Raw genomic sequence first — 25,864 nt, 5'->3', positions numbered from 1 at the left:
CATCATGATTCGTATCGAGAATATCAGCAAACAGCTCAGCCACCGGATCCTCTTCATCGAGGCATCGGCAGCCCTCAACAGAGGCGAGAAGATCGGTCTCGTCGGCCCGAATGGCGCCGGCAAAACGACGATCTTCAGGATGATCAACGGTGAGGAACAGCCCGATGAGGGGCAGGTGTCCTGCGAGAAGGGCGTTACCATCGGCTATTTCAACCAGGACGTCGGCGAGATGGCGGGGCACAGTGCCGTCGCCGAGGTGATGAACGGCGCCGGTCCGGTCAGCATCGTTGCCGGCGAGTTACGCGAGCTGGAGGCCGCCATGGCCGATCCCGAGCAGGCCGACGACATGGATAAGATCATCGAGCGTTATGGCGAGGTGCAGGCACGCTATGAGGAGCTTGACGGCTATGCGCTCGAAGGCCGCGCCCGCGAAGTGCTCGCGGGCTTAAGCTTCAGCCAAGAGATGATGGACGGCGACGTCGGTGCGCTGTCGGGCGGCTGGAAGATGCGCGTGGCGCTCGCCCGCATCCTGTTGGCGCGACCCGACGTCATGCTGCTCGACGAGCCGAGCAACCATCTGGATCTCGAAAGCCTGATCTGGCTGGAAGAGTTCCTGAAGGGATACGAAGGCGCGCTGCTGATGACCTCGCACGACCGCGAGTTCATGAACCGGATCATCACCAAGATCATCGAGATCGACGGCGGCACATTGACGACCTATTCGGGCGATTACGAATTCTACGAGCAGCAGCGGGCGCAGAACGAAAAGCAGCAGCAGGCCCAGTTCGAGCGTCAGCAGGCGATGCTCGCCAAGGAAATCAAGTTCATCGAGCGGTTCAAGGCGCGCGCCTCGCATGCCTCGCAGGTGCAGAGCCGCGTCAAGAAACTGGAAAAGATCGACCGGGTGGAGCCGCCCAAGCGCCGGCAGTCGGTCGCTTTCGAATTTCAGTCGGCGCCGCGATCCGGCGAGGACGTGGTCAGCTTGAAGAACGTACACAAGAAATACGGTAGCCGAAGCATCTATGAAGGGCTTGATTTCATGGTGCGGCGGCGGGAACGCTGGTGCATCATGGGCATCAACGGCGCCGGCAAGTCGACACTGCTGAAACTGGTGACCGGCACCGCCGAGCCAGATGAAGGCAGCGTCGCTCTCGGCGCCAGCGTCAAGATGGGCTATTTCGCCCAGCACGCCATGGATATTCTCGATGGCGAGCACACCGTCTTCCAATCGCTGGAAGACCGGTTTCCGCAAGCGGGGCAGGGGCCTTTGCGGGCGCTTGCCGGATGTTTCGGCTTTTCCGGCGACGACGTCGAGAAGCGGTGCCGCGTGTTATCGGGCGGCGAGAAGGCGCGGCTGGTCATGGCGATGATGCTGTTCGACCCGCCGAACCTCTTGGTGCTCGACGAGCCGACGAACCATCTCGACCTCGACACCAAGGAGATGCTGATCAAGGCGCTGTCGCAATATGAGGGCACCATGCTGTTCGTCTCGCATGACCGGCATTTCCTCGCCGCACTCTCCAACCGGGTGCTGGAGCTGACGCCGGACGGCATCCATCAATATGGCGGCGGCTATACGGAATATGTGGCCCGCACCGGCCACGAGGCGCCGGGTCTGAGGAGCTGACGATTATTTTCGTGCGCATGTCGAAACCGTCAGCATGCGGGCTGGGGCAGTCGCGTCCTGCTGACCATCAAGGTCGACGATGTTTAGCGCGCGGAGCTGCGCAGGCTTGGCGTGACGCTGCTCAATGGCCCGCTAGATCGTCCCTGCGGCTGCCGCACGGCAACCTTTGCGGATCCGTCCGGCCACGTCTGAGAGGTCGCGCAGGACCTGCGCTAAGTGTTGCATCCAAGGCCTTGGCAAGCCGCTTCCTTCACCCGGAGGGCGGATTCGGCGGCTATTGCCACGATGATGACCAAATTCCGTGGTGTTCGGAGCCCTCTTCATGCAATCGGGGACGGGCGCATCAGCATGGACTGGATCAATCGCTATATCGATCAGCCGCTACTGCACGGCGCGGCGGGCTTGTTGCGGAGCTGGCATCTTCGCACGCGGCAACCGCCGGAACTGCTGGAGCCGACGTGGAATCTCGTCGTGCTCTCCTTTCTACTGATCGCGAGCGGGCAGGTCCTGGGCGGCAAACCTTTCGCGCTCGGTGTTGCCGCGCTGATCATGCTAGCGCTGCCGTCCGCGCGAAAACTGCTTTCGGTGATGAAGGCGAGCGGAGGCGGCTACGGCGCCCGGGAATACAAGTCGTTGAGAGCGCGCGCCATCGCCAAACGTGAGGCGGAGTGGTCGGTGCGGATCATCGTCCTGTTTTGCTCCGCCTGCCTTCCCTTCTTCACCCGCATCGACGATCCGGCGGGAGCCTGTTTCATGTTGGGGGCGAGCATCTGGTTCGTCCTGACCGGGCCGCTCAAGGCCTATCTCGAGGCGGCCGAGCCCCCCGAGCCGAATGAAGGCGACCGGATGTTCAGCGGCGCTTTTCATTTCGGCTGAACCGGGCCGATGCGGCGTTCCATGCGCCGGCCCCGAGAGGGGCAGGGAACCAAATGGGGCGGTCTCCGTTATCTCCGCAGCAACGTAAAAGGAGATTGCGATGCTTTATTACGCTCTGGTGTTTCTCGTTGTGGCCTTGATAGCCGGCGTCCTCGGATTTGGCGGTATAGCAGGGGCTTCAGCTTCTATTGCCCAGGTTCTGTTCTTCATTTTCCTGGTGCTGTTCGTCGTCTCGCTCGTCATGCGCTTTATGCGCAGAGTATAGCGCGAATAGAATAAGTATAAAAACCCGGCGAACACATCGCCGGGTTTTTCTTTATTGCTGCATCCGGTTTGACGCCGCCCTCATTGGAGGTTTCCGTTACGGTCATGGTCGGCTGTCGCGAAATCCGCCATGACCCGCTGCATGAATTCGCTTCGGCTGATGCCACCATTGTGGTTGGCGTCGGTCAAGGTGAATTGCTCGACTGTCAAGATCTGAACCGTCTCATCGGACTGGAGGCTGCCGTCCTTGTTCTTGTCGAGACTTCCGAACGCCGTGCCCATGAAGGTTTCGTATTCGGAGCGATCGACCGTCTTGCTGGCATTGCCGTCGAGTCGGTCCATCTGGCCCTGATACATCGATCCGGGCTGCTGTTGTTGTGCTGCTGCCCCGAGGCATTGGCATAGGATGAGAGTCGTCGCGAAAGCCAAGGTTTTCATCGTTTGATATCCTTCCCCCATTATCGGCAAGCCAGACGATTGCCGACGAAACCGCCACCGCCTATGCCGGCTCCAATAGCAAGCACCTGTCCGGTTCCAGCCCCGATCGTGCTGCCGATCAGGCCTCCGACAATCGCGCCGCCGACGGTTCCGGCAATACAGCCGAATTCGGAATTGTGATCCGCGACCGCCTGTGATGTCGGCCCGGACTGGCAGCCAGAGATGGCAAGGCATCCCGCCAGCATGATGTTTGTCGTGCGTATGCGCATGTTTCCCTCCCGATAAATATACCCGCCATCTGCAAAAGAGACCGGTGGGTGTACGATTGTTCGGTCCCTGCGAAAATATCGCCTGATTATATCGCTGAGATTCAGACTTTATTTCTGTTCGAACAGAAGGAGAATTCCGGAAAACAACCGGACATTCTGCGGCAGTGCAAAGCAATCACGCCATTTCCCCCGCCGTTACAGTCTTGCAGGGAGAATACTTCCAAATAGTACAGCTGTGGACCCCGAATGGCAACCTGCGCGGTCATCATCGCAATCGGCAACAGGGCGCTCGTCCGGAAAAGACGATGGCGATCGCAATCGTGCCTTTCCGGCAACCATTCCTGACAACATCATGAAATAACCGGATGACGTGAATTAGTGCCTTTGAAATGTCCCAATGGGGCTGAACCGTAGGCATGTTTGTCGCTCGTGCCCTCCCATGCGCTTCGACAGGCGATGCGAAAAGGATGCCGGTTCCGGATCGTTTAGTGGTTCCGTCCGTTATCTGTAGCCGAATCTGGTGGCGAGTAGCCGGGTATTTTGCTCCCGTCACGATTTGAGAAGGAGACACTTATGAAGAAGACTTTTGCGACGGCGTTTGCCGCGGTATCGTTGAGCCTCATCTGCGCGGCGGCGGTCAATGCCGCCGACCCGGTCACCAGGACATATGAAGAGCCGGACCTGCGCAACGGCGTGAAGATCGGTTACCTCACCTGCGATATCGGCGGCGGCACGGGTTATGTGCTCGGTTCATCCAAGGAGGCCGATTGCATCTTCCAGTCGACCGTCGGCAACGAGCTTACGGATCGTTATACCGGCGAAGTGAGAAAACTCGGCATCGACCTCGGTTTCACCACGCGCAGCCGGTTGATCTGGGCCGTGTTTGCGCCGACGGCCGGTTATCATCGCGGATCGCTCGCCGGCCTCTATGTCGGCGCCACCGCCGAGGCGACGCTCGGCGCCGGTGTTGGCGCCAATCTCCTGGTTGGCGGCACCTCCGGCTCGATCCATCTGCAGACGGTCAGCCTGACCGGCCAGCTTGGCCTTAACGTCGCGGCCGGCAGTGCCTCGATGACGCTGACGGCCGACAATTGATATGCCTTTTGGCGCCCCGCCGCGTTGCGACGCGGCAGGGGCGCCACTCCTCCGAAGGGCCTTTCACGCCGCAACTTGCCTCAGCCGGTCACGATATGATGAATATTCGCATGGCAACGCCTGACGAGGACGACATCCTGGTGAGGCACTATCTGAAGATTTGGGACAGCTACGGCACGCCGCCGGAACATTACAGGCCAGATGCGGTGGCGCGGATCTTGTCTTTCATCAGCAGCGGCCGCGAGCAGCGACGTCTGACTTCGTTCCTTGCCATCGTCGAAGGCGAAATCGCCGGTTCCGTATCCTGCCAGCTGCACCAGTCGCCGTTTCCCGAAGTCATCCGGGAAGAACAGCGGCTGCATGGTTACATCTGGTCCGTCTATGTCGCGGACGCCTTCCGACGGCGCGGCATCGCGCAGGCGCTGACCGGCAGGGCGGCCGACTATCTGAAATCGATCGGCTGCACGACCGCTGTCCTCCACGCCTCGGAGGCCGGAGAGCCGGTCTATCGGACCGTCGGTTTCGAACTGGCGAAGGAAATGCGCCTGCAGTTTCCGGCGGAGTAACGAAGGGTCTTCCGCTTATGTTTTCGCCCGGCCGGGTGCGACAAAAGTGGCGATCGTCGTCTCGTCATGGCCGGCCTCGCGCAGGAAGCGGCTGGCAAATTCGATGGCGGGGCTTCTCAGCGCATCGTCTGGTCGGATCAGATGAAAGGCCACGTGATAATCGAGCGTCCGGTCCGAGACGGCGACGACGCGCCCGTCGGCAAGTGCGGCGTCCGATAGAGGTGGCCGGGCAAGCGCGATGCCAAGCCCTTGCGCGCAGGCATCGATCACCAGATTGTAATCCTCGAAGCGCCGGTCGTGGCCGCGCGGGATATAGTCGACGCCCTCGCGGGCAAGCCAGCGGCGCCAGCCTTCGATATTCGAATCGTGGAGGATCGGCAGATCGAGCAGCGAAAGGGCGTCGGAGCGCGGGCCGAGCCGGTCCGCCAGGGCCGGGGCGGCGATCGGAAACGACTTCTCCTGCCAGAGCGGCAGGGCGCGCACGCCGGCCCACGGCCCCTTGCCGCAGCGGATGGCAAGGTCCGTGCCTTCGCCGAAATCCGCCAGCCGGTGTTCGAGCGTCAGTTCGACATGCAGCTCGTTTCCTTCGAGCTTCGGCAGTCGCCGAAACAGCCACAAAGAGGCGACGGAGGGTGTCACCGAAAGACGCACCACCGCCTTGTTCCGCCGAGGCAGCCAGCGCTCGCCGCTATTGCCGAGCAGGGCAAGCGCTTCCTCCGCCCGCGCGAAAAACCGCATGCCCTCCGGGGTCAGGCGTACGCCTCTGGCCTCGCGGGCAAACAGGCGCACCCCCATCCAGCGCTCGAGGCGGGAGACTTGGCGCGACACCGCGCCATGAGTGATGCCGCTTTCCTCGGCCGCGGCGGAAAACGAGCCGAGACGGGCGGCACGTGCAAAGGTCTCGAGCGTATCGAGTGGCGGCAGAACCTGCGAGCTGTGAACCATATGCACATTTGATCATCGATTGCGATGCTTTTCAAGCACGCATCGAAGGCCTATCCATTGGCGCATCACATATGGAGGCGAAAATGAGCATGGCTGCAAGCGCACCGGTTTCGGCGAAAGAGCAAGGCAAGTTCGACCTGGTGGCATTTGCGGCGATCGTCGTCACCATCCTCTTCTGGGCATCGTCCTTCGTGGTAATCCGCATCTGTCTCGGGCCGCTGACGCCGATCGAACTGGCAACGGCGCGTTATGTCGCCGCTGGTGCCATCGCGCTGGTCTATCTCGCCCTCTATCGGCCGATGCCGGAAAAGCGCGATTTCCTCCGCCTCTCCGTCGCCGCCGTGCTCTTCATCGCCGCCTATGCGGTTCTGTTGAACACCGGCGAGCAGACCGTTGCGGCCGGGCCGGCGAGCTTCATCATCAATACCATGCCGGTCTTCACCGCCCTGATCGCCACGTTCGCGCTCGGCGAGCGCTTCGGACGCTGGGGCTGGGCCGGTACCGCGGTGTCCTTCGGCGGCGTAGCGTTGATTGCGGTTTCCTCCGAGGGCGGCTTCAAGCTCGATCCGAATGCCGTCCTTATCCTTGGCGCAGCGCTCTGCTCGGCGATCGCCAGCGTGTTGCAGAAGCCGCTGCTCGGGCGGCTACCGGCCCTTGCCGTCACCGCCTGGATCCTGCTGATCGGTTCCGTGCCGCTGTTTCCGGCTGTTCCAGCGACGATCCATGCAATGGCCGCCGCACCGGCTGAGGTGAACTGGGGTGTTGCCTATCTCGTCATCTTCCCGACGGCGATCGGCTACCTTACCTGGGCGATCGCGCTGAAGCGCCTGTCAGCCGCCCGCGCTTCGAATTTCCTCTATGGCGTTCCGCCGGTCGCCACGCTGATCGGGTTCGTCTGGCTCGGCGAGACGCCGACGGTGCTGGGCGCGGTCGGCGGTGTCATGGCAATCCTCGGCGTGCTCGTCGTCAACGTGATGCGGAAGCGATAGACACAAATCGGTCCGGAAGGTGATCATGTCTTACCCCAGATCTAGCGGAGCAGTCCGTCCCGCCCAAACTCATCCCAACCCCGTAGCTGTGCGGACGCTTCTTCGGTGAGTTCTTGCGATGCCGCAGCCGCCTTATTGTCACTCTTCAGCGAACGCGTCAGCTTCGCCTTGTAGGCCGCCCTCCGCCTGTTTTCCATGGCGGCCGCGGTGTCCTCTTCACGCCACTCTTCGACAGCGCCTCGGTCGAGCAGATCCTCGACCATCCGTGGTTCGAAGACGTGGAAGGTAATCTGCCTGGCGCGGCCTCGAAGCTTCACCGTACGCGTTCCCGCGCTGGGCAGGCGACCGTCCTGCAGCCAGCGACGCCTCTCGGTCGTTGAGATCGTCAGGATGTCCTCGATTTCGCGCGGGATCACCGGCAGGCTTTCGACACCTTGGAGCGATTTCGCAACGACTGCCGAGGCATGACGAAACTCGCTCCTCGCGCTTTCAGGCATTGTCAGCGTGAAAACCGTCCCGCTGATGTCGAGCGATTTTCGGAGGGGCGAGGGGAGGCGCGCACGGATTTCCAAGAGGATTCCCTTGGCACGCACTGAAGACCCTAGCGTGGCCGCGGGCGGGAGCGCCCACGTTTCGACCAGTGCAGGAGTGTCATTCTTCTTGTTTTTCGCCATGCGCAAAGAGATGGGATCAAGGCGCAGCCCCGTCAACGCTCACCGCGTTTATACATCGACCTCCTCGATCCCCGCCAAAACGAACAGCTCCTGCGCCACAGCGTGGTACGACGACGGCGTTCGTGGTATTTTTTGAGAACGGTGGAGCGGGATCAACGTCGATGCAGACGATTGAGGATTGGCTAGGTCAACTCGGTCTCGGCAAGTACGCCGACGCTTTCCTCGGGAATGACGTCGATCTGAGAGCGCTCCCTCATCTTGCCGAATCTGACCTCCAGGAGCTCGGCGTCTCGCTTGGGCACCGGAAGATTATTCTGGCTGCTATAGACCGGCTTGCGCATCAAGGTCCCGGCGAGCAGCCTCCTGCTCCGGCCGTTACCGAGGCCCAATCCGAAGCGGCGGCTGACCGGCGACTGCTCAGCGTGCTCTTCTGCGACCTGGTCGGGTCGACAGCGCTGTCCGCGCAGCTCGACCCGGAAGACATGCACGAGCTGACCCGCCGCTATCAGGATAGCGTCGCCGGCGCAGTCACGCGCTTCGGGGGCTACGTCGCCAAATATCTCGGAGATGGCGTGCTTGCCTATTTCGGATGGCCAATGGCCTACGAGGACCATGCAGAGCGTTCAATTCGAGCCGGCCTCGAGGCGATGGCCGCCGTCGACGCCCTGCAGTCTCCTAGCGCGCAACAATTGAAGGCGCGCATCGGCATCGCATCCGGGCGCGTGGTCGTTGGCGACACCGACGGCAGCGCGAAGGAACGTGCATCGATCGCGGGAGACACTCCCAACCTGGCCGCACGTCTGCAGGCCGCGGCCGCCCCAGGCCAGATCGTGGTCTCCGACAGCACCCGCCGCCTCGCTGGGCAGTCGTTCGAAATCGAGAGCCTCGGCACGCAGGAGCTCAAAGGCTTCACCTCGCCCATTGCGCTGTTCGAAGTCCGCGGTCAGCGAGAGGTGGACAGCCGTTTTGAAGCCGCGCATGCCAGCGGGCTTTCGAAATTTGTCGGCCGCGTCAGTGAGATCGGCCTGCTGCTGGAACGGTGGGAGTTAGCGAAAGCCGGGCAAGGCCAGGCGGTCTTCCTGTCGGGGGAGGCTGGTATTGGGAAATCGCGCCTTATCGAGGCTTTCGAAGAACGTCTGCAAGGGTCACAGCATGAACTCATCCGATTGCAATGTTCGCCCTATCACGTGACATCGGCCTTTTACCCGATCGTCGAGCGACTGAGCCGGCTCGCGTCGTTTTCGCCGGCAGATGATCGGAACACGCGCGTCGAAAAGTTTCTCACCCTTGTTCGCCGCTACGGCGAAAACCCCTGCGACGTTGGCGCGATCTACGCCGAGCTGCTTTCGCTCGACCTCGGCGACGAGTTCAGGCCGCCTGATCTCTCCGCGCACCAGCGCAAAGAAATTCTCGTCCGCACATTGGCGAACCGTCTGCTGCTTGCGGCCAGGATCGCACCGGTGCTCATGGTTTGCGAGGACGCGCACTGGATGGACCCGTCCACCAGCGAAGTGCTGAGAGAACTCGTCAGCCGGCTTCACGGCGCCGCCGCCCTTGTCGTTGTGACCCACCGACCGGAATGGAGCGCGAACTGGGCAAGCGGACTGGCGCAGGCGACGACGCTCTCCGTTGGGCGCTTGACCAGGCAGCAGATGCGCGAGTTGATCGAGTCCATGGTGTCCGACATTCCCGAACAGCTCGCCGAAAGGATTGCGGAGCGGACGGACGGAGTGCCGCTGTTCGTCGAGGAGTTGACCCGCTCGGTCGTGGAGAGCGGAAAACCGTCATCGCTGGACGCAGAGATCCCGGACAGTCTGCAAGGCTCCCTCATGACTCGTCTCGATCATTTGTCGACCACGGCCAAGGAAATCGCGCAAATTGCCGCCGTCATAGGCAGGGAATTCGATCGCGGCCTTCTTTCGAAGATAGCCGGCCTGGACGACCGGGCGCTGGAGAAAGCGCTGAACCAGCTCGAGTCCAGCCAGATCGTCGTCGAAGGCGGCGTCTTGCACGACGCTCTCGTTTTTCGACATGCGCTGATTCAGGATGCGGCCTACCAATCGCTCCTCAACCGGCGCCGGCGCCATTTCCACGAGAAGATCGCCAGGGTGCTCGTCGAACAATATGACGATGTCGCTGCCACCCAGCCCGAGCTCATCGCCCAGCACTACGAGAAAGCGCAGCGGATTGAGCTCGCGCTTCCCTACTGGATGAAGGCTGGAGAACGCGCCCTCGCACGATCAGCCAACTACGAGGCGGTCGACCATTTCCAGAATGCCTTGGCAATCGCAGAGCAGCTGCCTGAAGGAGCTGAGCGGCAAAGGGACCTGCTCACCGCGATCCTAAAACTCGGCGACGCCCTGTTCGCTGCGGGTCGCATGACGGATTCGCTGGCGAAATACAGGCTGGCCGCCCCATTGGCACGCAAAGCGGCCGACACGCAGGCCTTTGTTCGCGCGGTGATTGGTCTTGACGGATCCAAATTCCTCTCCTCGAATTCGCTTGCCGAAACGGTGCCGCTTCTCGAGGAAGCCCTCGAGATGGTTGAACCTGCGGATCTAAGTTCACGGTGTCAGCTTCTCAGCCGCCTTGCGCGAGCATACACCTACCTGAGCGACAGCAAGAACGCCGCAAAATGCCATGGAGAAGGGATAGAACTGGCCCGGCGGGTTGGCGATAAGACTGCGCTTGTGGAGCTCTCCGCACTGCCATTCCTGACGCCGGCACCGGTTAAGTCCGTTAGCGAGAGAAACGACCGGATCGCACGCATAGATGAAATAAGACGCCTCGCGGGTGAGATCGATGACGACGACGTGCAAAGCCGAGCGCTTTCAGTCGACGCCTATGTCTCGACGGAACTCGGCGATCGCGCACGCGCCAATCGGGCGGTTGACGCGCTGGACGAACTTGGTACCAAGCGGCAGCATCTCAACGTCCAGTTCTACGCTCGCATCGCAAGAGCGATGATGGCCATACTCGATGGAAGGTTCGCGGCTGCGGAGGAGTTTGCTGAAGACGCGCTGAAGCTCGGCATGCAGACCCTTGGCGTTGCGCCCGAGGGCGTTTACGGCATGCAGATGTTCGCGATCCGACGGGAGCAGAGCCGCCTCTCGGAGGTCGCACCGGTCATGAAGCTGTTGATTGAGGAACACCCGGACGAAACTACCTGGCTGCCGGGTTTTGCGTTGGTTGCCTTTGACCTGGGCTATCGGGATGCGGCTCAAAGAAGGTTGAGCGAGCTTGCCCGCACCCGCTTCGCCCTTCCGCTTGACGGAAAGCGGAGTGCATCCCTCTCGTTCCTGACAGAAGTCGCTGCCGGTCTCGCCGATACGGACGCTGCTAGAACCCTCTATAAGCTTATGCTCGACTACAAGGAGATGACCGTCACGATCGGTATGGCAACCGTTTGCTTCGGCGCGGCCAGCCGCTATTTGGGAGTGTTGGCAGCGGCGCTGGGCGAATTCGACAGAGCGTCGGAGCACTTTGAGCATGCGCTCGAAATGAACGCGGCGATCGGTTCGCGGCCGTGGCTCGCGCACACAGAGGCAGATTATGCGGACTTGCTAATGAAAATAGGTAGCCGGGCCGCGATAAAGAGAGCAATGTTGCTATCCGAGAATGCCCGGTCAACCGCGGCCGAACTGGGAATGGTCCGGCTGCAACAGCGACTGAAGCCAACGATGCATTAGGACCAACAGTTCGCTGCTTTGGTGGGAGGAAGGTCTCGTCATGCCACGCTACATCATCGAAAGAAACTTTGCAGAACAGCTCGATCTATCAAAAGAGGGGGTCGAGGAAATCAACCTGATCAACGATCAGGAAGGAGTGAAGTGGATTTTTTCGTTCCTCAGCGCGGACAGAAAAAAGACTTACTGCCTTTACGAGGCGCCCAGTACGCAAGCCATTCTCGCCGCGGCCCGGAGGAACAATGTCCCCGCGGATGTCATCATAGAGGTCAGCGAGGAAATCGGTCCCAATATGTTTGCTTAGCGCTCCTCGGCCAGCACAGGCGTCAGGCGCTGCCGCGAAGGCTGCCAGAACGAACTGGTGGCCGTCGATATCCGCCTTGTGTCCTCTCAAAGGCTGCGGGTCCAGAATTTTCGGGTGGTCAGTCTGAACTTAAATGGAAGGCGATATCAGCAGATAAGCATTGCGCAGGCGTTCGCTTTCTTTAAAACGAAAGCAGATCGAAAGGTGCCTGCTCATGTTCTTGACCGACCGGCAAACTGAAATCGTGGAAATAGCGAAATCGAGCGGCAGGGTCCTGGTCGAGGAGCTCGCTTCCCGCTTTTCGGTGACGCCGCAGACGATCCGCAAGGACTTGAACGATCTCTGCGATGCGCAGGTGCTGACGCGCATCCATGGCGGCGCCACATTCCCGAGCGGCACCGAGAACGTCAAATACGAGGCACGCCGGCAGATCGCCGCTTCCGAGAAACAGGCGATCGGCATGGCTGCGGTCGAACTGATCCCGAGCGGCGCCTCGCTCTTCATCAATATCGGAACGACGACCGAGGCGGTGGGCGAGGCGCTCGCCAACCATCACGAGTTGATGGTCATCACCAATAATATAAATGTCGCCAACAGGTTGCGCTTGCTGCCGGCGATCGAGGTGGTGATCGCCGGTGGCGTCGTGCGCGGTTCGGACGGCGGCATCGTCGGCGAAGCGGCAGTCGATTTCATCCGCCAGTTCAAGGTCGATTATGCCGTGATCGGCGCGTCGGCGATCGATATGGACGGCGCGCTTCTCGACTATGACTTTCGCGAGGTGAAGGTCGCCCAGGCGATCATCGCCAATGCCCGGCATGTCATTCTGGTTGCCGATTCGACCAAGTTCGAGCGCACGGCACCGGTCAGGATCGGCCAGCTTTCTCAGGTTCATACCTTCATTACCGATCACTGTCCGGCGCCGTCGATCCGCAATCTCTGCCTCGAGAATAATGTGAAGCTGATCGAAACGAACGCTCGATCGCGCTAATCGCGCCGCGATCTTCAGATTCGCTTGGCCCACGTGTCGGTCTTTCGTTTTGCGTAATCCGGGGCGACATACATTAGGACTTCGGCCGAGGATCTCCCGTCAGCGCCTTGTACTCTCCGTCAGTCAACCCGCGAAACATTCGTTTGACATTCGTATTGCTTTCGTTTTAACTGCCTCTACTTTCGCAATTGCGCAGGTTTTGTGCGATGCGAAATCGGCATTTGGGCTCGGAGGGGTAATGGGCCGGGAGATTCACGACATATTCGTCATCGGCGGCGGCATCAACGGCTGCGGCATCGCGCGCGATGCCGTCGGGCGCGGTTATTCCGTGGCGCTGGCGGAGATGAACGATTTCGCCTCGGGCACCTCGTCGGGCGCCACCAAGCTCATTCATGGCGGCCTACGGTATCTCGAGCATTATGAGTTCCGCCTCGTGCGTGAATCGCTGATGGAGCGCGAGATCCTCTGGGCGATGGCGCCGCACATCATCTGGCCGCTGCGCTTCGTGCTGCCCTACCACAAGGGCGGTATCCGCCCGGCCTGGTTGATCCGCCTCGGCCTCTTCCTCTACGACCATCTCGGCGGCCGCAAGCTGCTGCCGGCGACCTCCGTGCTCGACATGCGCCGCGATCCGGCTGGCAAGCCGCTGAAAGCGCTGTTTGCCAAGGCCTTCGAATATTCCGACGGCTGGGTCGACGATGCCCGCATGGTGGTGCTGAACGCCCGCGACGCCGCCGACAAGGGAGCGACGATCATGCCGCGCACCAAGGTGGTGTCGGCAAGGCGCGAAAATGGCCTGTGGCATATCGAGACGACCGATACGGTCACCGGGCGCAATGGCAGCCATCAGGCCAGAATGCTGGTCAATGCCGCCGGTCCCTGGGTCGATCATGTCATCCGTTCGGCCTTTGGCCAGAACGAGGCGCATCACGTCCGCCTCGTCCAGGGCAGCCACATCATCGTCAAGAAGAAGTTCGACGATCCCAGAGCCTATTTCTTCCAGAATCCCGACAACCGTATCATCTTCGCCATCCCCTATGAGGGCGAATTCACGCTGATCGGTACCACCGACCGGGATTACACCGCCGATCCCAGGGATGTCCGGATCTCCGAGGAGGAGACCGTCTATCTTTGCAATGCGGCATCGGAATATTTCAAGGAGCCGGTCAGGCCCGAGGATATCGTCTGGACCTATTCGGCGGTCAGGCCGCTTTATGACGATGGCGCTTCGAAAGCGCAGGAAGCGACGCGCGATTACGTGCTGAAGCTGGAGGGCGAGGGGAGTGCCGCGCCGCTGCTCAACGTCTTCGGCGGCAAGCTCACCACCTATCGCCGGCTTTCCGAGCATGCGCTGGAAAAGATCGGTGCCGCAATCGGCGTCAAGGGCGCCCCGTGGACGGCAAAAAGCCATCTGCCGGGCGGCGATTTCCCGGTCAAGGGTTACGAGGCCGAGGTCGCCAAGTTGAAACGGCGCTATGCGTTCCTTGCCGACCAGCATGCGCGCCGGCTGGTGCGCCGCTACGGCACGAAGGCCGAGGCGCTGCTGGGCGATGCCCGTGCGACCGAGGATCTCGGACGGTTGTTCGGCGGCGATCTCTACGAGGCCGAAGTCAAATATCTCGTTGAACATGAATGGGCCCGGCACGGCGAAGACGTGCTGTGGAGGAGAACAAAGGATGGTCTGCGCCTTTCCCAGGAGCAGGCTCAGTCACTGGAGGAGTACATGGCTGCCATACCGGCAATGGCCGGATAAGGCGGCGTGTGGTCCCCGCTGCGTGGAGGCACGGGAACAGGAATGCTGGAACTGCGAAACGCCGCCAAGATGGTGGGCGCGGACTATCATATCTATCCGACCGATCTGGTTCTCGAGCGCGGCACGCTGAACGTCCTGCTCGGGCCGACGCTGTCGGGCAAGACGTCGCTGATGCGGCTGATGGCCGGGCTCGACCGTCCGACTGCCGGCTCCGTTCATTTCGACGGCGCCGATGTCACCGGCATGCCGGTGCAGAAGCGCAACGTCGCCATGGTCTACCAGCAGTTCATCAACTATCCGGCGCTGACCGTTTATGAGAACATCGCCTCGCCGATGCGCATCTCGGGCAAGGATGCCGCGACGATCGACCGCGATGTGCGCAAGGCGGCCGAGCTTTTGAAGCTCACGCCCTATCTCGACCGCACGCCGCTCAATCTGTCCGGCGGCCAGCAGCAGCGCACCGCGCTGGCGCGCGCCCTCGTCAAGAATGCCAGCCTGGTGCTAATGGACGAGCCGCTCGCCAATCTCGATTACAAGCTGCGTGAAGAATTGCGGCAGGAATTGCCGAAGATCTTTGCCCAGTCCGGCGCGATCTTCGTCTATGCCACGACGGAACCCTCCGAAGCTTTGCTGCTGGGCGGCAATACGGCTGCGCTCAACGAGGGTCGGATCACGCAGTTCGGCCCGACGATCGAGGTCTACCGCAATCCAATCGATCTGACGACGGCGAAAACCTTTGCCGATCCGCCGCTGAACTTTATTGATCTGGTCAAATCGGCAGGCAATTTCCTGCGCGACGGCGAGTTGATTTTTGCCGTGCCGCCGCATCTTCAGAGCGTGCCGGACGGGCCGGCAACGATCGCGTTTCATCCGCATCATCTTGCACCCACCGCTCAGACGGCTAGCTCGGCGCGGCTGACGGCACGGACACAGATTTCGGAGATCACGGGGTCGGAAAGTTTCGTTCATCTGCAATTTGCCGACACCCGCTGGGTGATGCTCGCCCACGGCATCCACAATATCGACCCGGACACGGACATCTCCGTTTTCATCGACACGCGCCACCTGATGGCGTTCGGCGCAGACGGCCTGGCGATCACCACTGCCAGGCAGAGGGGCTAGGAGAAGATCATGGCACGTATCACCCTCGATCATATTCGCCATGCCTATGGGCCGAACCCGAAGAGCGAGAAGGACTACGCTCTCAAGGAAGTGCACCACGAGTGGAACGATGGCGGCGCCTATGCGCTGCTCGGACCTTCAGGCTGCGGAAAGACCTCACTGCTCAATATCATTTCCGGCCTTATTCAGCCGTCCGAAGGGCGCATTCTCTTCGACGGGCAGGATGTTACGAACCTGCCGACGCAGCAGCGAAATATTGCCCAGGTATTCCAGTTTCCGGTCATCTACGACACGATGACCGTCTACGACAATCTGGCTTTCCCCTTGCGCAACCGGGGCGTCGCGGAGCCTGATGTTGATCGTCGCGTCCGCGAAATATTGGAGATGATTGATCTTGCAGACTGGGCCAAGCGTCGCGCCCGCGGTTTGACGGCGGACCAAAAGCAGAAGATTTCGCTCGGCCGCGGCCTGGTGCGCTCGGATGTGAACGCGATTCTCTTCGACGAGCCGCTCACTGTCATCGATCCGCATATGAAATGGGTGCTGCGATCGCAGCTGAAGCGGCTGCACAAGCAGTTCGGCTTTACGATGGTCTATGTCACACATGACCAGACGGAGGCGCTGACCTTCGCCGACAAGGTGGTGGTGATGTACGATGGCGAGATCGTGCAGATCGGCACGCCGGCCGAACTCTTCGAGCGTCCGAGCCATACCTTCGTCGGCTACTTCATCGGTTCGCCGGGCATGAACTTCATGCCGGCCAAGGTGGAGGGCAGTACGGTTCGGGTCGGTGAGCACGCGCTGACGCTCGACTATGCGCCAAAGACTTCGCAAGCGGCCAAGGTAGAGCTTGGAATCCGGCCCGAGTTTATCAGGGTCGGCCGCGAGGGCATGCCTGTGACGGTGAGCAAGGTGGAAGATATCGGCCGGCAGAGGATCGTCCGCGCCCAGTTTGCCGGCCAGCCGATCGCAATCGTCGTCCCTGAAGACGGGGAGATTCCGGCTGATCCCCGGGTGACCTTCGAGCCATCGGCGATCAGCATTTATGCCGACTCTTGGCGCGCCGGACGGGAGGCTTGATCATGGAAAAAACCTGGAACAACAAAGCCTGGTTTCTGGTTCTGCCGGTCCTCGTGCTGGTGGCGTTCTCGGCTGTCATTCCCTTGATGACGGTCGTGAATTATTCCGTTCAGGACACTTTCGGAAACAACCAGTTCTTCTGGAACGGAACGGATTGGTTTACCGAAATCCTGCATTCCGACCGGTTCTGGGCCGCCCTGCAGCGAAACCTGATTTTTTCGTTGATCATTCTCGCTCTTGAGATTCCGCTCGGTATTTTCATTGCGCTCAACATGCCGAAATCAGGCATCGGCGTGCCGGTGTGCCTGGTTCTGATGGCACTACCATTGCTGATCCCGTGGAACGTTGTCGGCACGATCTGGCAGGTGTTCGGCCGCAACGACATTGGTTTGTTCGGCTATTACATCAATGCCATCGGCTTCGATTACAACTACGTGCAGGATCCGCTCGACGCCTGGGTAACCATCATCATCATGGATGTCTGGCACTGGACGAGCCTGGTCGTCTTGCTCTGCTATGCCGGCCTCGTTTCCATTCCGGATGCTTTTTATCAGGCAGCCAAGATCGACGGTGCGTCCCGTTGGGCGGTGTTCCGCTATATCCAGCTGCCCAAGATGAAGCGTGTTCTTCTGATCGCCGTGCTGCTGCGTTTCATGGATAGTTTCATGATCTACACCGAACCGTTTGTCGTCACGGGTGGCGGTCCGGGCAACTCGACCACGTTCCTGTCAATCGATCTGGTCAAGACCGCGCTCGGACAGTTCGACCTCGGTCCGGCCGCTGCCATGTCGCTGATCTATTTCCTGATCATCCTGCTGCTTTCGTGGGTGTTCTACACCGTCATGACAAGCCACGACGCGGAGAATTGAAATGAGCGCCTCCAACGAAACGACAGCGAGCCGAAAGATCTCAGGCGTTACCAGTGTCGCAAGCGGTCTCTCCTCCGATGAAGTCAGCCGTATGATGCGCCGGCGCGGCGAGGAATCGCGCTGGTGGTGGCTGGTTCCGACGATCTATATCATCGTGCTCCTGCTGCCGATCTATTGGCTCGTCAACATGAGCTTCAAGACCAACGCGGAAATCGTCAATTCTCTGACGCTTTATCCTCATAACCCGACGATCGCCAATTACGTGACGATCTTCACGGAGAAGGCGTGGTATTCCGGCTACATCAATTCGATCACCTATGTGGTCATGAACATGGTGATCTCGGTGGCGGCCGCGTTGCCGGCGGCCTATGCCTTCTCCCGGTATCGCTTCCTCGGCGACAAGCATCTCTTCTTCTGGCTGCTGACGAACCGGATGGCGCCGCCGGCAGTTTTTGCCCTTCCGTTCTTCCAGCTCTATTCAGCCTTTGGGCTGATCGACACGCATATCGCAGTGGCACTTGCCCACTGCTTGTTCAACGTGCCGCTGGCGGTCTGGATCCTTGAAGGCTTCATGTCCGGCGTGCCGAAGGAAATCGACGAGACGGCCTATATCGATGGCTACTCGTTCCCGCGGTTTTTCCTGAAGATCTTCACGCCGCTGATTGCGAGCGGCATAGGTGTCGCCTGCTTCTTCTGCTTCATGTTCTCTTGGGTCGAGTTGCTGATCGCCCGAACGCTGACGACAACCGACGCGAAGCCGATTGCTGCCACCATGACCCGTACCGTCTCTGCATCCGGCATGGACTGGGGTCTGCTGGCTGCCGCAGGTGTTCTGACCTTGATCCCGGGGGCGCTGGTGATCTGGTTTGTACGCAATTACATTGCCAAGGGCTTCGCCCTGGGGAGGGTTTGATGAGCTTTTCGCTTCCCGATTTTTCATGGATGGCGTGGACCTGGCCGACGGCCGCTTTCTTCATCGTCATCGTATTGCTGCTGATTGGCATGGGAGCATGGGAATATGCCGTGCCGGGCGGCAATCCGCGGATCGGAATCCTGCGCTTCGAGACGACGCGCGGTGACCGGCTTTTCCTTTCGCTGCTCGGCAGCGCCTTTATCCATCTTGCCTGGCTTGGTCTCGTTGGATCAAGCCTCTGGTGGGCTCTCGCTCTCTCCGTTGCCTACGCCATCGGCGTATTCCGCTACGTGTGAGGCAAGTTGATGCAGATGGCCGGGGGTATTTCTGGCCGCCTGATACGTGAAGACTGCAATCGCAAACCTGGGAGGATCTCATGCGAAGGCATTTATTGACGACGACAGCAGCGGTACTGCTGGCCATGACCGGGTCGGCTTATGCCGGCATGGACGAGGCAAAGACTTTTCTGGATAAAGAGATCGGCGACGTGTCGACGCTCTCTCGCGCCGACCAGGAAAAGGAAATGCAGTGGTTCATCGATGCTGCGAAGCCCCTGCAGGGGATGGACATCAAGGTTGTTTCTGAAACCTTGACCACTCACCAGTACGAGTCCCAGGTGCTGGCTCCGGCCTTTACGGCGATCACCGGGATCAAGGTCACGCACGACGTCATCCAGGAAGGTGACGTAGTCGAGAAGATCCAGACCCAGATGCAGACCGGTCAGAACCTTTATGACGGCTGGGTCAATGACTCCGACTTGATCGGTACGCATTGGCGCTATCAGCAGGTGCGCAACCTGACCGACTGGATGGCCGGCGAAGGCAAGGACGTTACCAACCCCGGCCTCGATATCGACGACTTCATTGGCACCAAGTTTACCACTGCACCGGACAAGAAGCTCTACCAGCTTCCAGACCAGCAATTCGCCAACCTCTACTGGTTCCGCTACGACTGGTTCAACGACGAGAAGAACAAGGCCGATTTCAAGGCGAAATACGGCTACGATCTCGGCGTTCCGGTCAACTGGTCGGCCTACGAAGACATTGCCGAATTCTTTACCGGCCGTGACGTGAACGGCAAGAAGGTCTTCGGCCATATGGACTACGGCAAGAAGGACCCGTCGCTCGGCTGGCGCTTCACCGACGCCTGGCTGTCGATGGCCGGCAACGGCGATAAGGGCCTGCCGAACGGTCTTCCGGTCGATGAATGGGGCATCAAGGTCGACGAGAAGTCGCGCCCCGTCGGCTCATGCGTTGCCCGCGGCGGTGACACCAATGGCCCGGCGTCTGTCTACTCTATCCAGAAGTATCTCGATTGGTTGAAGGCCTATGCACCGCCGGAAGCTCAGGGCATGACCTTCTCGGAATCGGGTCCGGTTCCGGCACAGGGTAACGTCGCGCAGCAGATCTTCTGGTACACCGCATTTACCGCAGACATGGTCAAGCCTGGCCTGCCTGTCATGAATGAAGACGGGACGCCGAAATGGCGCATGGCACCGAGCCCGCATGGCGTTTACTGGAAAGACGGCATGAAGCTCGGGTACCAGGACGTCGGTTCCTGGACGCTGATGAAATCGACCCCGACGGATCGCGCAAAAGCTGCCTGGCTCTATGCACAGTTCGTGACCTCCAAGACGGTTGACGTGAAGAAGAGCCAGCTCGGTCTCACCTTCATCCGCGAATCCACCATTCGCGACAAGAGCTTTACGGAGCGCGCTCCGAAGCTCGGCGGTCTGATCGAGTTCTATCGCTCGCCGGCCCGTGTTCAGTGGTCGCCAACCGGCACCAACGTTCCCGATTATCCGAAGCTGGCTCAGCTTTGGTGGCAGGCCATCGGTGACGCCGCGGCCGGCGCCAAGACGCCGCAGGAAGCCATGGATTCTCTTTGCGGCGAGCAGGAGAAGGTCATGGGCCGTATCGAGAAATCGGGCGTCCAGGGCGATATCGGACCGAAACTGGCCGAAGAGCACGATCTCGACTACTGGAACAAGGATGCCGTCGCAAAGGGCAACCTTGCGCCGCAGCTGAAGATCGAGAACGAGAAGGAAAAGCCGGTCACGGTCAACTACGACGAACTCGTCAAGAGCTGGCAGTCGAAGTAAGGCGAACCTTGGCCGGGGGCGACGAGGCTTCCGGCCACCACTTCTTGCCACCGGCATCCAGCCGGTGGCACTCACAATCTTTCTCTCATGAAACGTCCGCGTCCTGCCGACCAACAGCAGGCTGAGCGTCTTCGTGCGAGCTGGAGACGGATATGAGCGGCTATATTCTTGCAATCGACCAGGGCACCACGTCTTCACGCACGATCATCTTCGATGGCGAAATGAAGATGGCCGGCTCGGCCCAGGCGGAGATCACCCAATATTATCCGCAGCCTGGATGGGTGGAGCATGATGCCGGCGAAATCTGGCAATCTGTCGTCGACACGGCGCGCAAGGCGATCACTGACGCCGGTCTTGATGCCGCCGCCATTGCCGCGATCGGCATCACCAATCAGCGCGAAACGGCTGTCGTCTGGGACCGCAGGTCGGGCGCGCCGCTTCACCGGGCGATCGTCTGGCAGGACAGGCGCACGGCCGAAATGTGCGAGAGCCTGAAGGCCGACGGATATGAGAAGCTGTTCAGCGCCAAGACCGGCCTGCTGCTCGACCCCTATTTCTCCGGAACCAAGCTGCGCTGGCTGCTCGACAATGTCGATGGCCTGCGGGAGAAGGCGGAGGCAGGCGAGGTCTGCTTCGGCACGATCGACAGCTGGCTGATCTACAAGCTGACGGACGGCCGCGTGCACGCCACCGACGCGACCAATGCATCGCGAACGTTGCTTTATAATATCGACGACGGTGTTTGGGACGAGGAGCTTCTGGGCATTCTGGGCATTCCCTCTGCCATGCTTCCCGAGGTCAAGGAATGCGCCGATGATTTCGGCCGCGCCGACAAGGCGCTGTTCGGTGCCGAGCTTCCGATCCTCGGCGTTGCCGGCGACCAGCAGGCAGCGGCCGTGGGCAATGCCTGCTTCGAGCCCGGCATGATGAAATCCACCTATGGCACCGGCTGCTTTGCCCTGCTGAACACCGGCCGGGATCGTGTTTCCTCCTCCAACCGGATGCTGACCACGATCGCCTGCCGCCTCGACGGCGAGACGACCTACGCGCTCGAAGGCTCGATCTTTATCGCCGGTGCCGCCGTGCAATGGCTGCGTGACGGTCTCGGCATCATCGATCAGGCGTCGGAGGCGGGCGTGCTTGCGGCCAAGGCCGATCCCGGGCAGCAGGTCTATATCGTTCCGGCATTCACCGGCCTTGGCGCGCCCTATTGGGATCCGAACGCGCGCGGCGCGATCTTCGGCCTGACGCGAAACAGCGGCCCGGCGGAATTTGCCCGCGCCGTGCTCGAATCCGTCGCCTACCAGACACTCGACTTGCTGGTGGCGATGAAGAAGGACTGGGGCGTCAACCAGCTGGAAACCGTGCTGCGCGTCGATGGCGGCATGGCGGCTTCGGATTGGACGATGCAGTGCCTGGCCGACATGACCGGAAATCCCGTCGACCGCTCGGCGATCCGCGAGACGACGGCGCTGGGAGCCGCCTGGCTTGCCGGCTCGAAAGCCGGCATCTGGCCGAGCAAGAAGGATTTCGCCAAGGCCTGGGCTTGCGACCGCCGCTTCAACCCCTCGATGGAGGAGACCGAGCGCCAGGCCAAAATTATCGGCTGGAAGAATGCGGTGTCGCGGATGATTTCGGACGCCTCGGCGGGCTGACACCTATCCCGGATACGGCTTCATCTCTTATGCGCTGCCGGCGGCTTTCCTGTTGACGAAGCTGAGCGCGAGTACTGCGAAGATCAGTGTTCCCGTGCCGACCTGCTGCCAATAGAAGTTCAGATCGGTCAGCAGCAGCCCGTTGGCGACGATGCTGAGCAGCAGTGCGCCGAGAACGGTGCCGCCGACATTCGGCCGCCCGAGGGGGCTGAGCGTCGTGCCAATGAAGGTCGCGCCGATGGCGTTCAACAGGAAGGCATTGCCCGAGGAGGGGATGTAGGTGGTGACCGTCGCGGTCAGGATTAAGCCGGCGATTGCCGCGATCGACCCGACCAGGAGAAAGGTCACCGCGACATGCGCCGGCGCGGCAATGCCGGAATAGCGCACGACACCCTGCTGGATGCCGATCGACAGGATGACGCGGCCGAAACGCGTGCGGGCAAAGACCACCGCAGCCGCAGCTATGACAGCGACGGCAACTGCTAGCGGCACCGGAAAGCCGGCGATCGTGCCGTGGCCGAGGAAACGGAAGGCTTCCGGCACGCCGTTCGGCGGCAGATAGACCGGATTGCCGCCATTGGTCAGCAGTTGCTGGATGCTGCGGCCGATGAACAGCGTGCCGAGCGTGGCGAGAAACGGCGACACGCCAATCCCGGAAATCAGCAGCGCATTGAAGGCGCCGACAAGCGCTCCGGCCGCAAGCCCGGCAAATGCGGCGATCGCCACCGGCTGCCCGGCGAGCACGAGCGAGACGAAGGCAAAGCTGGCGAAATCCATCGCCGTTCCCGCGGACAGATCGATGCCGCCCGACGCCACAGCGAAAGTCATGGCTATTGAGACGATGGCCAGCAGCGTGAAATTGTTGACCAGGATGCTCTGCAGGTTGGCAAGCGTCAGGAATGTCGGCGTTATCAAGGAAAAGGCAGCAAATACCGCAATCAGGGCGAGGATCAGCCCATAACGCACCAGGCCGCCGGCGATGAGGCGCGGCAAGCCGACGGCGGGGGAAGGGGAGGTTTGCAGCGACATGATCAATGCTCCTGCCGGCGCAGCAGCGTGGTGGCGGAAACGACGATGAGAATGAGCACGCCCTGAATGCCGCTGACCAGCGTGCTTGAAATGTTCAGCAGCTGGAAACCGTTAGTGAGGAAGCCGACCAGCAGGGCTGAGAGCAGCGTCCCGGTGGCCGTGGGAACCAGCCGGCGCGAAAAGACCGAGCCGAGCAGGGCTGTCACGACAATGGGCAACAGCATCTCGCCCGAGCCGGTCGTGCTGCCGCTCAGATAGGAAACCGACAGGATACCGGCGATGCCGCCGGTGAGGCCGCTGGCGACGAAGGCGCCGGCGAGCAGACGGCGAAGCGGGAGACCGACGGCACGTGCCGCATCCGGAAACTCACCGACCGCGTAGAGGCGCAGGCCGAGTGGGGTATATTGCACGATCGCCGCGGTGATCGCTGTGAAGCCGAGGAGCACATAGGCAAGAACAGGAATGCCGAAAACGTCCGAGGCCGAAAGCGCCGACAAGAAAGGCGTCGAAGCCGGAAGGACGGTATTGCCGGTCAGCACCAATTCCAGGCCGGCGACGACGTTCATCACGGCAAGCGTGGCCAGCAGCGGCACGATGCCGGCATAGACCACGGCGATGGCATTGACTGTGCCGATCAGTGCACCAGTCGAGATCGCTGCCGCAATCGCCGCCGTGTCGCCGTAGCCGAGTTGCGTCAGGCTCGCATAGACGGCGCCGCTGAGGCCCATATTGGCAGCGAGCGACAGGTCGATGCCGCCGGTGACGACATTGGAGCCGCCGGCGATCAGCACGACCGTCAGGCCGATGGCAAGCACCCCTGAGATCGCCGATTGGCCAAGCACATTGCCGATATTGCCGATGCTGAAGAAATAGGGAGCGGTGAGCGAAAAGACGATCAGGATGGCGGCGAATGCGATCAACGATCCGAAGCGCAATGCCGTAGCCGCAAAGTTGCCGGCCCGCCGGTGAGGGGGTTCCGAAACGGAAAAATCGGAAGGCGCGAATTCCACTTCAGCCGACATGGCGATGTCCCTCGGATGATCCGGTCGATTGAGCCAGTACGGCATCCGCAGTGGTCTCCGATGAAATGAATTCCCGCACCACGCGCCCGCGGAAGAGCACAAGAATGCGATCGGTTATGCCGACGAGTTCGGGCAGATCCGAAGACAGCACGATGACGCCGGCGCCGCGCGCCGCGAGTTCGCCGATCAGCGTGTAGATCTCGACCTTGGAGCCGATGTCGACGCCGACCGTCGGCTCATCGAGAAGATAGATCTCGGAATGGCGGCTCAGCCATTTGGCGATGGCGATCTTCTGCTGGTTGCCGCCCGAAAGCGTGCGCAGCAAAGCGTCGCGCCCATTGGTTTTCACCTGCAGCCGCGTGATCAGAGCATCGACCTCGCGCTGTTCGCGTTTGCGGTCGAGAAAGCCGAAACGCGTGAAGCGGCCAAGGCTGGAAAGGCTGGTATTTTCCGCAACGCTGAGATCGAGCGCGACGCCGTGGCGGCGCCGGTCCTCCGGCACCAATGCGATCTCGTGGTCGGCCGCCTGCGTGGGATTGGCGAAACGGGCGCTCTTGCCGCGAATCTCGATACGACCGTAGGCCGAGGTCTCGAGTCCGAAGAGGGTGCGGACCAGTTCCTTGGCGCCGGAGCCGAGCAGGCCGGTGAGGCCCAGCACCTCGCCGCGTTGAAGCGTGAAGCTGACGTCGCTGTATTTTCCCGGCGCTGACAACCGCGCGACCTTGAGGATCTCGTCGCCCGGCGTCACCTGAGGCTTCGGAAACATCTCCTTGATGTCGCGCTCGACCATTAGCCGTGCAATCGCTGAGGCCGAAGTCTCGCCGATCGGCACAGAGGCAACATCAAGCCCGTTGCGCAGCACGGTGACGTGGTCGCAGAGCTCTTCGATTTCGTGCAGGTAATGCGAGATATAGATGATGGTAACGCCTTCGTCACGCAGACGCCGGATCAGCCGGAAGAGGATATCGGCCTCACGGCGCACCAATGCGGCCGTCGGCTCGTCGAAGACGAGCACTTTCGGCTGATTGAGGAGGGCGCGGGTAATTTGCACGATCTGCTTTTCGGCGGTCGACAGCTCGCTGATCAGAGCCGCGTTCGGCAACCGGATGCCGAAATAGTCATTGAGAATATCGGTCGCGCGGCGCTGAATCAGACGCCGGTCGAGGAAAGGCGTGCCCGCAATGCGCGGTTCCCGGCCGAGAAACAGGGCTTCTCCGACGGTGAAGGTCGGGACCAGCAGCCGATCCTGGTGAATGAAATGGATACCGAGTTCTTCGGCAAGATGCGGCGTCAGCCTGTCGTAGGTTTGTCCCCCGATCTCGATCCGGCCGCCATCCGGCTGGTAAAGACCGGCCAGCAGCTTGATCAGCGTCGACTTGCCGGCGCCGTTCTGGCCGACGAGGCCGTGGATGGTGCCGCGCCTGACGAGCAGCGATGCGCCGGCCAGCGCTTGCGCGCCGCCAAAGTGTTTGACGATGCCTTCGAAGCGGATGATGTCGTCACCTGCTGTCACCGCCTGTTTTAATGAAATGGCCGTCATGTCGTGCTCTCCGGGCAAATTCCGAGCGATCCGGTCAGGGCCGGATCGCTCGGGAGCCT

At 61.0% G+C, this 25,864-nt stretch carries 24 protein-coding genes and 1 pseudogene; 18 read left to right on the top strand and 7 right to left on the bottom strand.

Annotated elements, in window-relative coordinates:
• Nucleotides 1–4: 4 nt before the first annotated feature.
• From FFM81_RS28550 to FFM81_RS28540, 4 genes and pseudogenes are all read left to right on the top strand, one after another.
• Nucleotides 5–1,627, top strand: a complete 1,623-nt coding sequence (locus FFM81_RS28550) for an ABC-F family ATP-binding cassette domain-containing protein (protein ID WP_003571844.1) — start codon at nucleotides 5–7, stop codon at nucleotides 1,625–1,627.
• 39 nt (nucleotides 1,628–1,666) lie between these two features.
• Nucleotides 1,667–1,819, top strand: a pseudogene (locus FFM81_RS33005) (VOC family protein); the annotation flags it as partial.
• A 93-nt stretch (nucleotides 1,820–1,912) separates the two neighbouring features.
• Nucleotides 1,913–2,503: a hypothetical protein gene (locus FFM81_RS28545; protein WP_138384660.1), complete on the top strand. Its 591-nt coding sequence runs from the start codon at nucleotides 1,913–1,915 to the stop codon at nucleotides 2,501–2,503.
• Nucleotides 2,504–2,603: 100 nt separating this feature from the next.
• Entirely contained in the window at nucleotides 2,604–2,768 is a 165-nt protein-coding gene (locus tag FFM81_RS28540; protein ID WP_003571841.1) for a DUF1328 domain-containing protein, read from the top strand.
• 80 nt (nucleotides 2,769–2,848) lie between these two features.
• On the opposite strand, the gene FFM81_RS28535 is transcribed toward FFM81_RS28540, so the two are convergent.
• Both FFM81_RS28535 and FFM81_RS28530 read right to left on the bottom strand, forming a co-directional pair.
• Entirely contained in the window at nucleotides 2,849–3,205 is a 357-nt protein-coding gene (locus tag FFM81_RS28535; RefSeq protein WP_138384661.1) for an EF-hand domain-containing protein, read from the bottom strand.
• Between the two features lie 20 nt (nucleotides 3,206–3,225).
• Nucleotides 3,226–3,474 carry a glycine zipper 2TM domain-containing protein gene (locus FFM81_RS28530; RefSeq protein WP_003571837.1) on the bottom strand — a complete coding sequence of 83 codons (249 nt, stop codon included), beginning with the start codon at nucleotides 3,472–3,474 and terminating at the stop codon, nucleotides 3,226–3,228.
• A gap of 573 nt (nucleotides 3,475–4,047) precedes the next feature.
• On the opposite strand from FFM81_RS28530, the gene FFM81_RS28525 reads away from it, so the two are divergent.
• Both FFM81_RS28525 and FFM81_RS28520 read left to right on the top strand, forming a co-directional pair.
• Nucleotides 4,048–4,569 carry a DUF992 domain-containing protein gene (locus tag FFM81_RS28525; RefSeq protein ID WP_138384662.1) on the top strand — a complete coding sequence of 174 codons (522 nt, stop codon included), beginning with the start codon at nucleotides 4,048–4,050 and terminating at the stop codon, nucleotides 4,567–4,569.
• A gap of 98 nt (nucleotides 4,570–4,667) precedes the next feature.
• Nucleotides 4,668–5,135 (top strand): GNAT family N-acetyltransferase, encoded by a 468-nt coding sequence (locus FFM81_RS28520; protein ID WP_138384708.1) that lies wholly within the window; start codon nucleotides 4,668–4,670, stop codon nucleotides 5,133–5,135.
• Between the two features lie 15 nt (nucleotides 5,136–5,150).
• Here the strand turns inward: FFM81_RS28520 and FFM81_RS28515 are convergent, their stop codons facing one another.
• Nucleotides 5,151–6,080 (bottom strand): LysR family transcriptional regulator, encoded by a 930-nt coding sequence (locus FFM81_RS28515; RefSeq protein ID WP_003571829.1) that lies wholly within the window; start codon nucleotides 6,078–6,080, stop codon nucleotides 5,151–5,153.
• A 71-nt stretch (nucleotides 6,081–6,151) separates the two neighbouring features.
• Here FFM81_RS28515 and FFM81_RS28510 point away from each other — a divergent pair, with 71 nt between their 5' ends.
• Entirely contained in the window at nucleotides 6,152–7,069 is a 918-nt protein-coding gene (locus tag FFM81_RS28510; protein ID WP_025418081.1) for a DMT family transporter, read from the top strand.
• A 41-nt stretch (nucleotides 7,070–7,110) separates the two neighbouring features.
• Here the strand turns inward: FFM81_RS28510 and FFM81_RS28505 are convergent, their stop codons facing one another.
• The gene (locus FFM81_RS28505; RefSeq protein WP_003571827.1) at nucleotides 7,111–7,743 is read right to left on the bottom strand and encodes a hypothetical protein; all 633 of its coding nucleotides are present in this window, start codon (nucleotides 7,741–7,743) and stop codon (nucleotides 7,111–7,113) included.
• A gap of 161 nt (nucleotides 7,744–7,904) precedes the next feature.
• Here FFM81_RS28505 and FFM81_RS28500 point away from each other — a divergent pair, with 161 nt between their 5' ends.
• From FFM81_RS28500 to glpK, 11 genes are all read left to right on the top strand, one after another.
• On the top strand, nucleotides 7,905–11,432 hold the full coding sequence (locus FFM81_RS28500; protein ID WP_138384663.1) for an ATP-binding protein: 3,528 nt from the start codon (nucleotides 7,905–7,907) through the stop codon (nucleotides 11,430–11,432).
• A 40-nt stretch (nucleotides 11,433–11,472) separates the two neighbouring features.
• The gene (locus FFM81_RS28495; protein ID WP_003571824.1) at nucleotides 11,473–11,733 is read left to right on the top strand and encodes a DUF4242 domain-containing protein; all 261 of its coding nucleotides are present in this window, start codon (nucleotides 11,473–11,475) and stop codon (nucleotides 11,731–11,733) included.
• A 214-nt stretch (nucleotides 11,734–11,947) separates the two neighbouring features.
• Complete coding sequence (locus tag FFM81_RS28490; RefSeq protein ID WP_003571822.1) at nucleotides 11,948–12,721, top strand: DeoR/GlpR family DNA-binding transcription regulator; 774 nt, start codon at nucleotides 11,948–11,950, stop codon at nucleotides 12,719–12,721.
• A 238-nt stretch (nucleotides 12,722–12,959) separates the two neighbouring features.
• A complete protein-coding gene (glpD, locus tag FFM81_RS28485) occupies nucleotides 12,960–14,474 on the top strand; it encodes a glycerol-3-phosphate dehydrogenase (protein WP_138384664.1) in 1,515 nt (504 codons plus the stop codon).
• A 42-nt stretch (nucleotides 14,475–14,516) separates the two neighbouring features.
• Entirely contained in the window at nucleotides 14,517–15,596 is a 1,080-nt protein-coding gene (locus FFM81_RS28480) for an ABC transporter ATP-binding protein (RefSeq protein ID WP_003571818.1), read from the top strand.
• Nucleotides 15,597–15,605: 9 nt separating this feature from the next.
• Nucleotides 15,606–16,676, top strand: a complete 1,071-nt coding sequence (locus tag FFM81_RS28475; protein ID WP_003571816.1) for an ABC transporter ATP-binding protein — start codon at nucleotides 15,606–15,608, stop codon at nucleotides 16,674–16,676.
• Nucleotides 16,677–16,678: 2 nt separating this feature from the next.
• Nucleotides 16,679–17,545: a carbohydrate ABC transporter permease gene (locus FFM81_RS28470; RefSeq protein ID WP_003571814.1), complete on the top strand. Its 867-nt coding sequence runs from the start codon at nucleotides 16,679–16,681 to the stop codon at nucleotides 17,543–17,545.
• Nucleotide 17,546: 1 nt separating this feature from the next.
• Entirely contained in the window at nucleotides 17,547–18,458 is a 912-nt protein-coding gene (locus tag FFM81_RS28465) for a carbohydrate ABC transporter permease (RefSeq protein WP_003571813.1), read from the top strand.
• Complete coding sequence (locus FFM81_RS28460) at nucleotides 18,458–18,754, top strand: DUF2160 domain-containing protein (protein WP_025418085.1); 297 nt, start codon at nucleotides 18,458–18,460, stop codon at nucleotides 18,752–18,754. Before FFM81_RS28465 ends, FFM81_RS28460 begins: the two co-directional genes overlap by 1 nt.
• Before the next feature lie 80 nt (nucleotides 18,755–18,834).
• Nucleotides 18,835–20,559 (top strand): ABC transporter substrate-binding protein, encoded by a 1,725-nt coding sequence (locus FFM81_RS28455; protein WP_003571810.1) that lies wholly within the window; start codon nucleotides 18,835–18,837, stop codon nucleotides 20,557–20,559.
• Between the two features lie 152 nt (nucleotides 20,560–20,711).
• Nucleotides 20,712–22,214: a glycerol kinase GlpK gene (gene glpK, locus FFM81_RS28450; protein ID WP_138384665.1), complete on the top strand. Its 1,503-nt coding sequence runs from the start codon at nucleotides 20,712–20,714 to the stop codon at nucleotides 22,212–22,214.
• Nucleotides 22,215–22,241: 27 nt separating this feature from the next.
• Here the strand turns inward: glpK and FFM81_RS28445 are convergent, their stop codons facing one another.
• The 3 genes from FFM81_RS28445 to FFM81_RS28435 are packed head-to-tail and all read right to left on the bottom strand — an operon-like array spanning nucleotide 22,242 to nucleotide 25,805.
• Nucleotides 22,242–23,243 carry an ABC transporter permease gene (locus FFM81_RS28445; RefSeq protein ID WP_128397800.1) on the bottom strand — a complete coding sequence of 334 codons (1,002 nt, stop codon included), beginning with the start codon at nucleotides 23,241–23,243 and terminating at the stop codon, nucleotides 22,242–22,244.
• Between the two features lie 2 nt (nucleotides 23,244–23,245).
• The gene (locus tag FFM81_RS28440; protein WP_138384666.1) at nucleotides 23,246–24,265 is read right to left on the bottom strand and encodes an ABC transporter permease; all 1,020 of its coding nucleotides are present in this window, start codon (nucleotides 24,263–24,265) and stop codon (nucleotides 23,246–23,248) included.
• Nucleotides 24,255–25,805, bottom strand: a complete 1,551-nt coding sequence (locus FFM81_RS28435) for a sugar ABC transporter ATP-binding protein (RefSeq protein ID WP_138384667.1) — start codon at nucleotides 25,803–25,805, stop codon at nucleotides 24,255–24,257. Before FFM81_RS28435 ends, FFM81_RS28440 begins: the two co-directional genes overlap by 11 nt.
• Between the last annotated feature and the right edge of the window lie 59 nt (nucleotides 25,806–25,864).

The sequence above is a fragment of the Rhizobium hidalgonense genome (assembly GCF_005862185.2).
In the GTDB taxonomy this organism is placed as follows: Bacteria; Pseudomonadota; Alphaproteobacteria; order Rhizobiales; family Rhizobiaceae; genus Rhizobium; species Rhizobium hidalgonense.
This window is presented reverse-complemented; position numbering and strand designations above follow the sequence as displayed.